Consider the following 12,469-nt stretch of genomic DNA (forward strand, 5'->3'; position numbering starts at 1 on the left):
TTCCCTTAGCGTGCGGTCAAAATCTGCAAGCGACTGCCTACGCGCTCAGCACGGTCAGACACTTCACCCACCCATTCGATAATCTTGTAGAGAAAGATCACATCGACGGGCGGTAGCTGGCTTTCAAGCTGAAACAGCTGGCGACGAATGGCCACCTGCTGACTGTCTGCCTGGTGTTCAAGGTTATGCAGCTCACTGATCATATTGCGCATAACATCCGCGACGTTACGCCCAAAGCCTGACTCTAAAAGTTCCATCAGCTCTTCAAGGGCCTGGCGCGCTTGGGCCACACATGCCACGCTAGTCGCCATATAATCGCGCATCGGATTAGCGAGCTCATCAGGCACGCGCATTTTACGGCCTAGCATAATGCCGGTAATGTCGCGCACCTTGTTGGCGATTTTGTCCTGGACGCTAATCAAATCCAGCAGATCAGACCGTGAAACCGGCAGGAACATGGTGCTGGGCAGGTTGAGCCGTAGATCCGTTTTCAGCACATCCGCTTCGTGCTCTAAACGGGTTACGTTTTCACGCAGCTCAGTGGCTGTTTCCCAATCGCCAGCAAGCGATGCTTCAAAAAATGGTAACAGTTGGTCGGCGCATTCATTGGCCTTGACGATGTGGGCCAGCAACGGCTGGAATGGCGAGCGGCCAAACATCGCGGAAAAAGGGTTGGAGGTAACCATAGAGCCTTTTAGCCTGTTTTCGGGGAGCCTGGAAATGGCGACGCCAGTATAAAGAGTGCGCTCGCCGCCGTCATGAAAACTTCATATTGGTAGCAAAAATTTAACCAGTACTTCACGTTTAAGAGTGGCTATTGTCATGAAAAATGCAACACCAATCGAAGTAGAGATAAAGCTTGCGCTTGCCCAAGCCAATATTGAGGCGCTCAAGCACCACCCTTTACTCGACACAAAAACACCGTTAATCCAGACCTTAGCCAATACCTACTTCGACACACCGACCCATGACCTGGCCAACGCACGGATCGCGGTGCGTCTTCGTCAAGTCGATGGTCGCGTGCTGCAAACGGTAAAAACAGCGGGCCAGGGGGGTGGCGGATTATCCAGCCGCCAGGAGTGGGAGTGGCCGGTCGCAAGCGCTGAACTCGACCAGGCAGGGCTTGCCGCGCTGCCGCCTTTTAAAGGTGAGCTTGGTGAACGGCTTACGCAACTGGCGCCGAAACTGCGCACCGACTTTACCCGATATAGCTGGCAACTCGACTGGCAGGGCAGCCAGGTTGAGCTGGTGCTGGATGAGGGCGAAATTGAAAGTGGTGACTACCGCACGCCCATTTGTGAAGTGGAACTGGAGCTTAAAAACGGTGATCCGCAAGCGCTCTGGTCGCTGGCGATTGCGCTGGCAGAACAGGTTCCGCTTCGCCCATCTGATAGCAGCAAGGCATCGCGGGGTAACGCCTTGCGCGCCCAACAGTGGTCGCTTCCTGATGCAACGACACCTGCTGAATGGCTACACCGGGCAACGCTTGCCCTTGATGCCTACCACGATAGCCAGCAGCGCCAGTTCCTAAACCTTACCCACGAAGCGCTGACCCAGTTGGCCGAACACGCATCACTGCCCGAGGACATGAAGGCCCAAGCGGCCCACCTATCCACAGCGCTAGATGACGCTGGTCGGCCGAGTATTACCTATGGCGTGACGCTCTTGACGCTTTCTCATCGTTTAGCGCTGCAAAGCGAGCTAAGCTAACCTTCACGTTGCTTTAGATAGATTCAGGCACGTTTGCCCATAGACCTAATCACTGTGATAAGTGATTGTTCATTTCATCAGGATCGCCATGAGTTTTAACCTGACCCCTGCCGCTGAAGGGCTTCGCTCGCAGCTATTTCACATTATTTTCGAGTCCGACACGCCCACTGCCAAGGGATTCGATATTGCGCTGATTGTGATGATTTTGGGCAGCGTCGCCGTCATTCTGCTCGGCAGTGTTCAGGAGGTTTCCCAGGAGTATGGCTGGCTTTTCTATTACCTGGAGTGGGGATTTACCGTGCTGTTCACGCTGGAGCTTGCGGTGCGCATCTACTGCCTTGAGCGCCCCTCGATCTACTTGAAAAGCTTTTATGGCGTGGTCGACATGATTTCCATTTTGCCCGCATGGCTGGTGCTGCTAATACCCGGCTTTCATGCGTTGGTGATCATTCGCATACTCCGCGTGCTGCGTATTTTCCGCATCCTGCGGTTAATGGAGTTCGTCGGTGAAGGGCGTTTATTAATTGATGCTTTAAAGCGCAGCGTGCGTCAGGTACTGCTGTTTTTCTGCAGTATTTTTATGGTCGTCACCATGTTTGCCGCGCTGATGTATACCATCGAGTCGCCGGAAACCGGCTTTACCAGTATTCCCATGTCGATCTACTGGGCCGTGGTCAGTGTCACCACCGTGGGCTACGGCGATATCGTGCCGGGCACCGCGCTTGGCAAGGCGATTACCGTGCTTCTCATCCTGATCGGCTACTCGATTATCGCCGTGCCTACCGGCATTTTTTCAGCCCAAGTAATCCGCTCCATCCGTGAAGACCGGTACTCTGATGAAGCGTGTCCTGGATGCGGCCACGACCGCCACGAAAAAGGCGCACGCTACTGCCTTCGCTGTGGCACTTGGCTGGATGAAAACAGTGAAGACCCGCGCAAAGAGAAACAGACTGAAGAGACGTAATCGCCTCAAGCGAAAAAGGCCACCGGTTCAGGCGGCCTTCTGCTTAATGTCTTGCTTAATTGTCTTCGAAGGGAGCCTGCCAAGCATCAAGCTCAGCGTTGCGCCAGCTGCCATAGGTCGCGTTGGGAAACACGATCCAGTCCTGCCCAAACCGTTCAGCGTTTTCATCTACCAGCCGTTTCTGCTCCTCCAGCTCAACGCCAGCAAACACGTCAGAAAAGTCGTGAAGCGTATCGCCCAGTTGCATCACCAGCGCGTACTGCTCGGCCACGACGGCCCGACGCTCGCCTTTGGGCGGCCCCAGCAGCATAACACTCTGCTCAGACACCTGGGGTAATCCTAACGCCTCCAGTGTGGCTAGCGTTGCCGACTTGTTTTCCTCATAGCGGTCAGAGACATAATAGATGGCAACGCCCTGCTCATCAGCAAATTCCAAAAAAGCTCTGGCGCCCGGAATCAGGCTCGGCTCACCTTCGCGCTCCCAGTGTTTCCACGTGTCCCAAGTCGTAAAGTCGTGACATGCCTGCATATCGCGCACCAACAACGCACTGTTATCAATAACGGTTTCATCAAGATCGGTAATGATAGCCAGCTCAGCGTCTTCACCATGGGCAGCTATCTGGTCCTTCAAGCGGTACGTTGCCAGCTCGAACCCCTGCCGCTGCAGCGCGATGACTTCGGCGGCCTGCTGCTGGTAGCGAAGCCCCATTGCGTACTCATTCATCTCACAAGCGGCGCTGTCGCTGGCCACGGCATTAACAGACACAAGTAACGCTGCCAGACTTGCGAAAGCCGAAGCAATAACGGCACTGCGATAACGGAACATCGTCATTAAGCACTCTCCATTTTTTTTATGGTGATCGGGCGGAAAGCGAGTTCCACTCAATTTATAAAAAATTATTATGAACATTTGGCGTTTTTAGCCTAATTTATTTTTATTGATCATTCAAACAATAAAAATAGAATATGACTGGTATGAAAGGTGACGTTAGATTTACATCGGGAGTGCAGATAAACAGATCGCGCCATGCCTGGCAACTGCCAGAGCATGGCGTGGGTAAGTCAGTTGGCGAAGGGAGCCGTGTCACCGCGTCCGGCACGGACAATTTTGGGCGGTAGCTCTCGCAGGTCGATGACGCTGGTGGGGTCCAAGTGGCAGGCGCCACCGTCAATAATCAGGTCCAAATGCGCTTCAAAGCGGTCACGAATTTCCTCTGGGTCGCTCATGGGAAGATCCTCCCCCACCGGAATCAGCGTAACGCTCATTAGCGGTTCGCCAAGCGCTTGCAGCAGCGCATGAGCAATCCGGTGATCAGGTACGCGTACGCCAATGGAGCGCCGTTTGGGATGCAGCAGCAGGCGCGGGACTTCTGTCGTGGCATCCAGAATGTAGGTGTACGGTCCTGGCGTATGTGCTTTCAGCAGCCGAAATACCGCATTATCTACCTTGGCGTAGGTGCCAATTTCCGAAAGGTCCGAGCACATCAGCGTAAAGTTGTGCTTGTCATCCAGCGAGCGCAGCCACTTGATCTTTTCAATAGCCTTCTTTTCGCCCAAGTGACAGCCCAACGCGTAGCCTGAGTCAGTGGGATAAGCCACCACACCGCCTTTGCGAATAATCTCGATCGCTTGATCAATCAGGCGCTTTTGTGGGTTTTCTGGGTGAATCTGGAAATATTGGCTCATTGTCTGCTCCTGCCCGTGGGCGCGTTTCAGTCCATTAGGGTGTTCGCTTTTATCAAACGCTTATTCACACCATAGCTGACGCAGCGGCTAATGGACCAGCGGGGGCATCGCGTAAATGCGCTAAGCGAGGATGCTGCCAGATAGGCGGCGCGGCCGTGCGCGGCACCATACTCATGCTGCCTGGAGCGGCGTGACTGCCGGGAAAGTGGAAGTCGCTGCCTAACGAGGCGTAAAGCCCTCGTTCGACCATTTGGCGAGCCAGGTCCCGGGTGACATCCGGATTCTGCTGGCCACTCACCAATTCAGCCGCGTCGCCACCTGCGGCCTGAAAGGTATCCATTAACTGCCCTCGCTTACGCCGGGTTAAGCCGTAGCGTAAAGGGTGGGCAATCACCGCAACGCCACCAGAGGCCACCACCCACTCGACGACTTCGCTGATTTCTGGCCAGTGAGCTTTAACATCGCCTTTTTTACCGCTGCCCAGGTAGCGTTTAAACGCAGTGGCCCAATCGGCCACAACCCCCTCGGCCACTAACGCGCGGGCAAAATCAGGTCGACCTAACGGGCGGTCACTACCTGCCTGCTCACGGGCTTTTTCCAAAGCATTTTTAAGGCCCACTTTCTCTAACCGCTCGGCGATCACTTCAGCGCGCTGAATACGCGCCTGGCGCTGCTGTTCAAGCCCTTCAATCAGCGGGCCTTGCAGGCCACCGGGCATCAGCGCCACTACGTGGATGTTGATGCCTTGCCAGCGAGTGGATAACTCACAGCCGGGCACCAGGCATAGCCCGGCTTGTATCGCCGCCTTCCCGGCCTCGTCGATGCCGTCCATGGTGTCATGGTCCGTCAACGCCATGTGGGTAAGGCCGCGCGCTGCGCACAGCGACACTAACTCCGTGGGGGTTAACGCGCCATCCGACGCCGTTGAGTGCATATGCAGGTCAGCCGTGTAGCGCTGATCGGCATCAAACACCGCAGGAAGTAACGTTGCAGGAAGTAGAGGCATGGGCATGACGTCATGTGGCGAGTTTGTCAGAATAGGGATGTCTACCACGAACAGTCATAATGTGCTGTGTTCAAAAGACCTGGTGTTCACAGCGCTGCGCGTGGGACGATTTACAAACGCTCGCCATGGTGCGCGCTTATGTGGATGCGGTCAATGCTGCATAGGGCGCTTTACTGCATGCTTTTAAGGAGTTATCCCCATGCTCTACGCCATTATTAGTGAAGATGTATCGAATAGCCTTGAACGCCGCCTGGCGGCCCGCCCGGACCACTTGGCGCGCTTGGAAGCACTACGCGATGAAGGTCGCTTGGTGCTCGCAGGCCCGCACCCCTCTGCTGATACTGAAAACCCCGGCGACGCGGGTTTTAGCGGCAGCCTGGTGGTGGCTGAATTCGACAGTCTGGAAGCCGCTCAGGGCTGGGCTGACGCCGACCCATACATCATTGCAGGTGTCTATGCCAAGGTAATTGTTAAGCCGTTCAAGAAAGTTTTGCCTTGACCGATTAGGGCGAGTGTGGAGGGTCCGCCTGCTAATTCACAGAGCCTGTGGAAAACTCTGTGCAAACCCGGCGGACGCTTTTCTCTAAGCCAGAGATAGCGCCCTGATTAACAAATTGACTACTTTTTAACCACTTCTGTCATTACGGATATCTGCGTGCCTCAACGCCTTACTGATTTACCCCCTTTAACGGCGTTAAGCGCGCCATTGCTCACCTGGAGTGACACTTCACCGCACTCGGATGATTTTGATGACGTGTATTTTTCCCGTGAGGGCGGTCTTGAAGAAACCGAGCACGTTTTTTTAAATACCAACCGCTTGCCTGAGCGATTTGCCGCTTGGAAAAACACGCGAGCCTTTGTGATCGGGGAAACCGGCTTTGGCACGGGCCTTAATATGCTGTGTGCCTGGGCCTGTTTTGAGCAGCACGCGCCCGCCGGGGCACGGCTGCATTTTTTATCCACAGAAAAATATCCTCTGGATCAGGTATCGCTTGGGCGCGCCCTACGCGCCTGGCCGTCGCTTGCCGGTTATTCACAGCTGCTTTGCGAGCTGTGGCCCTCACCGGTTAGCGGCGTACACCGCCTGCACCTGAGCGACCGCGTGACGCTGGATCTGCATTATGGCGATACCACCGAGCGGCTGGCGCTTTTAGATGGTCAGGTCGATGCCTGGTTTCTGGACGGCTTTGCGCCTTCTAAGAATCCACAAATGTGGCAGCCCGAGCTGTTTGAAGCCATGGCGGCGCGCTCTCGGCCAGGGGCCACCTTTGCCACGTTCACCTGCGCGGGCATTGTTAAGCGGGGTTTGAAAGCGGCAGGCTTTAGCTGGAAAAAAGTCCCGGGCTGTGGGCGTAAGCGCGAAATACTGGCAGGCATGATTGACACACCGCCTACCGATAAACGCCGTGAGGCAACGCCCTGGTTTACGCCGCCAGCGCCTCTTCCCACTCAGCAGGTGGCGGTTATCGGGGCGGGGATCGCCGGGTGCAGCGTGGCGGCAGCGCTTGCCAAGCGTGGCGTTAATGTGACGGTGATCGAGCGCGAAGCACCAGGCGCAGGCGGCTCGGGTAATCGCCAAGGGGCGCTTTATGTGAAGCTTGCGGCCGACACCAACTACCAAAGCCGGTTTTATCTTTCCGGCCTTTTATACAGCCAGCGCTGGCTTAATCAGCTAAAGGCTCCGACGCTTTGGCAGCCCTGCGGCGTCGTGCAACTGGCCACCAACGCGAAAGAGGCCAAGCGCCAGCAGCGTTTTTGCGAGCAGCATTCGCTTCCCAAAAGCGTGGTGTCGCCGCTTACCCAAGGGTTGAGTGAGAAAGCCGGTGTGGCCATTGAAGCCAAACACGCCCTGTTTTACCCACACGCAGGCTGGGTGCGGCCCAAAGCGTTATGTGAGCACTTACTCCAAACGCCTAATATCACGCTGAGACAGAGCGATGTTACGTCCCTTAAGCGTGAAGACAAGAGCTGGCAGCTCGCACTTTCTGATGGAAATACGATAAGTGCAGACCAGGTGGTGATTGCAAGCGCTCACTACGCCAATATGTATGCTCAGACGGCCAACCTGCCGCTCCAACAGGTGCGCGGCCAGGTCAGTGAGGTGAGGCTTCCCGCCGGCGTAAAAGGCCCGAAGCGGGTGGTATGCGCCGGTGGCTATGTGTCGCCCGCCATTGAAGGGGTGCTTACGTTTGGGGCAAGCTTCGTGCCCAACAATGCTTCTTCCGAAGTGACCGATTCCGACCACCAGCGCAATATTGACGAGCTTCGCCAAACGCTTCCAGCGCTGGTGGCAGAACTTGAAAGCGCAGGCACCCACCTGACTCCACAGGCGTTTGAAGGGCGTGCGGCGGTACGTGCAGCAAGCCCTGATAAAACGCCCTATGCAGGCCCAGTGCCCAACGCACCGGTCTGGCAGTCAGACTATGCCGTGCTGGCAAAAGATGCCTCGCGGGTGCCAAATGCCCCCGGGGAGCACTACCCAGGGTTGTGGATATCTACCGCCCACGGCTCCCGCGGGCTTTCCAGTGCGCCGTTATGCGCCGAGCTTATTGCCTCCCGGCTGCTTGACGACCCCATGCCGCTTGAGGCTCAGTTGGTCGACCATATTCATCCCGGGCGGCGTATTATCAGCGCGATTATTCGCGGTCAGTAGTCGCCCTCCTCCTCATCATCTGCCAGATCACGACCGAAGGAACGCCACTGCGTCAGGGTCATTACTTCGGTCATTTCAAGCTTTAGGTCATGGGCAATAATCAGTTCACTACGTGCCAACTGCTGTTTAAGCTCGTCGACCCACCCTTTCATCCCCGTGCCAGTATCGGTGGTGTCATAACCCTGCCGGGTAACAAACGCCTCCAGCAACGCATCGAGGGTTTCCGGCGGCAACATGCGGGCGGGTACTTCAATGAAACGGCTCATTCGCTCTGCTCCCACAGCGCAAGGCGTTCAATAAAGGTGGCTTCATCCACAACCTCTACGCCCAGCTGTTCCGCTTTGGTTAACTTACTACCGGCCGCTTCACCGGCGACCAGCGCCGTGGTCTTTTTCGAAACGCTACCCGCTACTTTGGCGCCAAGCGCCTGTAGCCGAGCCTTGCCCTCGTCACGGGTCATGCTTTCCATGGCGCCCGTCAGTACCCAGGTTTGACCTTCTAGCGGTGTAGGGCCTTGGGTAACGTCGGCTTCCTGCCAGGTGACGCCTGCCTCAATCAAGGCAGCAAGGGTCTCCTGGTTATGGGGCTGGCGGAAAAAGGTGTGCACGTGGGCCGCCACAATGGGGCCAACATCGTTGACCGCCTCAAGCGCTGCCTGTTCGGCTGCTTGAAGCGCTTGCAACGTTCCAAAATGGCTCGCCAGGTTGGCAGCGGTGGCCTCACCCACCTCGCGAATGCCCAACGCGTAGATAAACCGAGCGAGCGTCGTATGACGAGCTTTATCCAGCGCGTTGACCAGATTAATGGAAGATTTTTCTCCCATACGCGGCAAGCTCTGCCATTGCTCAACCGTCAGGTGGAACAGGTCAGCAGGTGTTTTCACCCAATCCAGCTCGACCAGCTGGTCAATCAGTTTGACGCCCAAGCCATCTACATCCAGGGCCTTGCGGCTGGAGAAGTGTTTGAGCGCTTCTTTACGCTGGGCAGCGCAGAAAAGCCCACCCGAGCAGCGCGCTACCGCTTCGCCTTCCACGCGTTCGATATCCGAACCGCACACCGGGCAGTGCTCGGGGAACACAATCGGCTGCGCATCTCTTGGGCGTTTTTCCTTATCGACACGGACCACTTGAGGAATCACATCGCCTGCGCGGCGAATAGCCACCGTATCACCAATCATGACATCCAGGCGGGTGATTTCATCGGCGTTGTGCAGCGTCGCGTTGGAAACGGTAACGCCTGCAACGCTAACGGGCTCAAGCCTTGCCACTGGTGTGATGGCCCCCGTACGGCCTACCTGAAACTCAACGTCGTTCAGCGTGGTGATCTCTTCCTGAGCGGGGTACTTAAACGCCGTTGCCCAGCGGGGAGCGCGAGCCACAAACCCAAGCTCACGCTGATAGCGCAGTGCATTCACCTTGATCACCACGCCGTCGATGTCGTAGCCCAACTGGTCGCGCTTCTCACCCAACTGCTCACAATACTCAACTACCGCTTGCGGGCCGGTCAGCACCTTTAGCTCCGCACTGGCGCGAAAGCCCAGCGTTACCAGCCGAGCCATTAGCTCGCTATGCGTAGTATCGCCCATGTCCGGTTCCAGACGCACCGACTGGTAGGCATGAAACTCCAGCGGGCGGGTAGCGGTAATCTCCGGGTTCAACTGGCGTAAACTACCGGCTGCGGCGTTACGCGGGTTGGCAAATACCTTACTGCCCTCCTCGCGTGCACGCTCGTTAAGCGCTTCAAACCCTTGGTGGCGCATGATGACTTCACCGCGCACTTCCAAAAGCGCAGGAATCTGCTTGCCCATCAGCTTTAAAGGCACCGAGCGCAGCGTACGAAGATTAGAGGTAATGCCCTCCCCAGTACGGCCATCGCCACGAGTGGCGCCACTCACCAGCACGCCCTGCTCATACACCAGCGATACCGCTGCGCCATCGAGTTTAGGCTCACAGGTAAACTCAACGTCACCTACCGCACACTCCAAGCGCTCTGCGACGCGCTCAGCAAAGGCCACGATATCATCACCGCTAAACGCGTTATCCAGCGAGAGCATAGGGATGGCGTGGGCGACCGAAGGAAAGCCATCAGCGGGGGCAGCACCGACGCGCTGGGTAGGTGAATCCGATGAGATAAGCGTGGGGTGTTCAGCTTCCAGCTGTTTTAGGCGCTGCAGCCTACGGTCATAGTCAGCGTCTGATAACGTTGGTTCATCCAATACGTAGTAACGGTAGTTGGCTTCATCAAGCTCGGCGCGCAGCTGGGTGACTTCTTCCAGCACTTGGGGGTCAGGCTGACTCATTAACGTTGGTTTCCATCGTACGGGCTAAAATCAATCACAAAAAAGACACATCCTGGAACAAAAACACCCGCCTTCTGCAAGAAGGCGGGTGTTTAACAGCAAGCGCTACTTAGTGGGCTTGCATGTGGCGATGCAGGCGGTGGCGGCGTTCAAATTCATGCACCCGCTGGCGGGCAAACTCAATGGTTTGTGCCGTCATGACGCTGCGATTTTCATCCTTCAGCTCACCGCCCATATGGCGGACTACGACCATAGCGGTTTCCACCATGGCTTCAAAGGCTGCAGAGCTGTCGACCGCTCCCGGCAAGGGCATCAGGAAGGTGATCCCTGGCGTTACAAACTCACCCATCTCTTCAATGGGGAATGTGCCGGGTTTAACAACATTAATCATTGAGAACTGAAGTTCGCTGTCGTCACTTTCTGTTTCAAAGCGGTGGAACACACCCATGGCACGGCTATAGCGTAGGCCGCACGCCATAATGAGATCCAGCAACTTGCTGCCATCGAAGCCTTCCGGGTCCCGAGAGAGCACGCTGATAACCACCACCTCATCGGCGTTGGTCAATGCTTCCTTGGCATGTTCACCTGATACATCGTGGCGCAACGCTTTTTCAAGCGTTGGGTGAGCACGTACGACGCTATCACGCGAGCCACGCACCGGCGCTTCATCGTAGGCTTCATTGTCATCGTACTGACCCGCTGATGTTTCATGCGCATAAGCAGGTTCAGGCTCGTGATAGCGTGCAGCGGCCCGTTGCGTTTCCTCAGCACTTGCAGCTGCTTCACGGGCTTCGGCCTGCTCCTGGGCAATGCGGGCTTTTTCTGCCTCGGCGGCTTCTTTTGCTTCGCGGCGCTGTTCGGCTTCAAGCGCTTTGCGCTCTGCTTTCAGCTTGGCGGCGGCTTCAGCACGCTTGGCCTTTTCAGCTTTTTTACGGGCTTTTTCCTGGCGACGCTGTATCAGGCGACGTTTAAGCGAGCGGCCCATGCCCTCAAAATCGACCAGCCGATACTCATCAACGGCATCATCATCCAACTCGTCATACTCACCGACCGTATCTTCGCGCAGTTGACGGCGTTTGGGCGCGTTCTGCCTGGTCGAGGCGGCATCCTCTGGCTCTGCACGCAGTACGGGCTCAGCGGGGCTCTCCTTATTCACCGCGACGGGCTCTTCTTTCGCAGTAACGGATTCTTCGTTGGCAGTAGATAGGGAGATAGACGGCTCTTCGGTGTGTGGCTCGCTTTGGGTTGGCACTTGCTCGGCAATAGCCGCATGCGCTTCTGGCGCTGTTTTGTCTACCGGCTGGGTGTTAACAGGACTGGCTTGTGCCGTTGGCTGGGGTTCAACCTGGCTCACTTCAGCTGGAGCGTCGCTATCCAGGAAGACGCTTGGCTCTCGGCGATCAATGTCAGCCGGGCGTGCTTTAGGCGCAGCGGCCTGGCGTTGAGGCTGTGCAGATGCTGCTGTATCCACTGCTGGAGCAGGCGCTTTACGCTTAGGGACAGCATTGGCAAAGGAGCGTCTAAATTCGGATAGCACTCTGGAAGGCCCTGGATGGTCTTGACGCTCCAACTTGGGTTTCGCGCCGACCCCACTATAGTCCGCAGGTTTAACGACGCGTGCACCACCGTTCGGTAGCTCCCAGCTAATTTCGGCTTCTTTAGCCTCATCATCCAGTTCGGTTAGCTTCGCCTCGGGAAGGTCCTTAACCGCCTGGTCCAGACGAGGGACGCGCCGCTGGCGTTGGAGTCGTCGCACACCGTCGACTACGATGAGCGACACCAACGCCAGTCCTAAAATGATTAACCATTCTCTTAGTTCCATGTCGAACATTCCATGGGTCATTTAACCGGTTGCTAAAGCGCCATACCTGAGTGAAAACCTTTCAGGTGATAAATAAATACCACTAGCATAGCGCGGTTGCTATAAATAGAGCCATTTTTTAGCGATTTTCTACGTTATGGCACAGTTTCTGAGCACAGTTCTGACATTTTTTCTAAGCAATATTGATGCTCATCGTGATCAGACTCAGTTGCTATTATTCAGGCCGTGAATCTGCTCTTTAATCCTGGTGTATATGTACTGCATCTATCTTACTTAACGTTTACTTAACCACTAAAGCGAAGCGAGCTTAATAACCAACCCATCACCAC

General features: G+C 56.0%; 11 protein-coding genes. 4 read left to right on the top strand and 7 right to left on the bottom strand.

Annotated elements, in window-relative coordinates; genetic code table 11:
- Nucleotides 1-5 precede the first annotated feature (5 nt).
- Nucleotides 6-686 (bottom strand): TIGR00153 family protein, encoded by a 681-nt coding sequence (locus ACT3RU_RS12350; protein WP_087108010.1) that lies wholly within the window; start codon nt 684-686, stop codon nt 6-8.
- A gap of 136 nt (nt 687-822) precedes the next feature.
- Between ACT3RU_RS12350 and ACT3RU_RS12355 the strand changes: the two genes are divergently transcribed.
- Nucleotides 823-1,710: a CYTH domain-containing protein gene (locus tag ACT3RU_RS12355; protein WP_087108008.1), complete on the top strand. Its 888-nt coding sequence runs from the start codon at nt 823-825 to the stop codon at nt 1,708-1,710.
- Nucleotides 1,711-1,798: 88 nt separating this feature from the next.
- Nucleotides 1,799-2,674 (top strand): ion transporter, encoded by an 876-nt coding sequence (locus tag ACT3RU_RS12360; RefSeq protein WP_087108006.1) that lies wholly within the window; start codon nt 1,799-1,801, stop codon nt 2,672-2,674.
- Nucleotides 2,675-2,729: 55 nt separating this feature from the next.
- On the opposite strand, the gene ACT3RU_RS12365 is transcribed toward ACT3RU_RS12360, so the two are convergent.
- The 3 genes from ACT3RU_RS12365 to ACT3RU_RS12375 all read right to left on the bottom strand — a co-directional run bounded on the left by ACT3RU_RS12365 (nt 2,730) and on the right by ACT3RU_RS12375 (nt 5,366).
- Nucleotides 2,730-3,506 (bottom strand): 5'-nucleotidase, lipoprotein e(P4) family, encoded by a 777-nt coding sequence (locus ACT3RU_RS12365; protein WP_087108004.1) that lies wholly within the window; start codon nt 3,504-3,506, stop codon nt 2,730-2,732.
- A gap of 230 nt (nt 3,507-3,736) precedes the next feature.
- Nucleotides 3,737-4,360, bottom strand: coding sequence for an L-threonylcarbamoyladenylate synthase (locus ACT3RU_RS12370; RefSeq protein ID WP_087108002.1), 624 nt, complete (start codon nt 4,358-4,360; stop codon nt 3,737-3,739).
- Between the two features lie 64 nt (nt 4,361-4,424).
- Complete coding sequence (locus ACT3RU_RS12375) at nt 4,425-5,366, bottom strand: PHP domain-containing protein (protein ID WP_087108000.1); 942 nt, start codon at nt 5,364-5,366, stop codon at nt 4,425-4,427.
- 199 nt (nt 5,367-5,565) lie between these two features.
- On the opposite strand from ACT3RU_RS12375, the gene ACT3RU_RS12380 reads away from it, so the two are divergent.
- Complete coding sequence (locus ACT3RU_RS12380) at nt 5,566-5,865, top strand: YciI family protein (protein WP_087107998.1); 300 nt, start codon at nt 5,566-5,568, stop codon at nt 5,863-5,865.
- Nucleotides 5,866-6,021: 156 nt separating this feature from the next.
- The gene (gene mnmC, locus ACT3RU_RS12385; protein WP_087107996.1) at nt 6,022-8,019 is read left to right on the top strand and encodes a bifunctional tRNA (5-methylaminomethyl-2-thiouridine)(34)-methyltransferase MnmC2/FAD-dependent 5-carboxymethylaminomethyl-2-thiouridine(34) oxidoreductase MnmC1; all 1,998 of its coding nucleotides are present in this window, start codon (nt 6,022-6,024) and stop codon (nt 8,017-8,019) included.
- On the opposite strand, the gene ACT3RU_RS12390 is transcribed toward mnmC, so the two are convergent.
- The 3 genes from ACT3RU_RS12390 to zipA form a co-directional block, all read right to left on the bottom strand.
- Entirely contained in the window at nt 8,013-8,285 is a 273-nt protein-coding gene (locus tag ACT3RU_RS12390; protein ID WP_087107994.1) for a YheU family protein, read from the bottom strand. The two genes, mnmC and ACT3RU_RS12390, sit on opposite strands and share 7 nt — an antisense overlap.
- Nucleotides 8,282-10,318, bottom strand: a complete 2,037-nt coding sequence (gene ligA, locus ACT3RU_RS12395; RefSeq protein ID WP_087107992.1) for an NAD-dependent DNA ligase LigA — start codon at nt 10,316-10,318, stop codon at nt 8,282-8,284. Before ligA ends, ACT3RU_RS12390 begins: the two co-directional genes overlap by 4 nt.
- Nucleotides 10,319-10,427: 109 nt before the next feature.
- Nucleotides 10,428-12,140, bottom strand: a complete 1,713-nt coding sequence (zipA, locus tag ACT3RU_RS12400; protein ID WP_087107990.1) for a cell division protein ZipA — start codon at nt 12,138-12,140, stop codon at nt 10,428-10,430.
- Nucleotides 12,141-12,469 lie beyond the last annotated feature (329 nt).

It is taken from the genome of Halomonas sp. TP35 (genome assembly GCF_052375975.1).
Lineage (GTDB): Bacteria > Pseudomonadota > Gammaproteobacteria > Pseudomonadales > Halomonadaceae > Vreelandella > Vreelandella citrativorans.

Excerpts from the sequence above, each read along its gene's own strand:
- ACT3RU_RS12350 (WP_087108010.1), bottom strand. The coding sequence starts at position 686 with ATGGTTACCTCCAACCCTTTTTCCGCGATGTTTGGCCGCTCGCCATTC.
- ACT3RU_RS12355 (WP_087108008.1), top strand. The coding sequence starts at position 823 with ATGAAAAATGCAACACCAATCGAAGTAGAGATAAAGCTTGCGCTTGCC.
- ACT3RU_RS12360 (WP_087108006.1), top strand. The coding sequence starts at position 1,799 with ATGAGTTTTAACCTGACCCCTGCCGCTGAAGGGCTTCGCTCGCAGCTA.
- ACT3RU_RS12365 (WP_087108004.1), bottom strand. The coding sequence starts at position 3,506 with ATGACGATGTTCCGTTATCGCAGTGCCGTTATTGCTTCGGCTTTCGCA.
- ACT3RU_RS12370 (WP_087108002.1), bottom strand. The coding sequence starts at position 4,360 with ATGAGCCAATATTTCCAGATTCACCCAGAAAACCCACAAAAGCGCCTG.
- ACT3RU_RS12375 (WP_087108000.1), bottom strand. The coding sequence starts at position 5,366 with ATGCCTCTACTTCCTGCAACGTTACTTCCTGCGGTGTTTGATGCCGAT.
- ACT3RU_RS12380 (WP_087107998.1), top strand. The coding sequence starts at position 5,566 with ATGCTCTACGCCATTATTAGTGAAGATGTATCGAATAGCCTTGAACGC.
- ACT3RU_RS12390 (WP_087107994.1), bottom strand. The coding sequence starts at position 8,285 with ATGAGCCGTTTCATTGAAGTACCCGCCCGCATGTTGCCGCCGGAAACC.
- ligA (WP_087107992.1), bottom strand. The coding sequence starts at position 10,318 with ATGAGTCAGCCTGACCCCCAAGTGCTGGAAGAAGTCACCCAGCTGCGC.
- zipA (WP_087107990.1), bottom strand. The coding sequence starts at position 12,140 with ATGGAACTAAGAGAATGGTTAATCATTTTAGGACTGGCGTTGGTGTCG.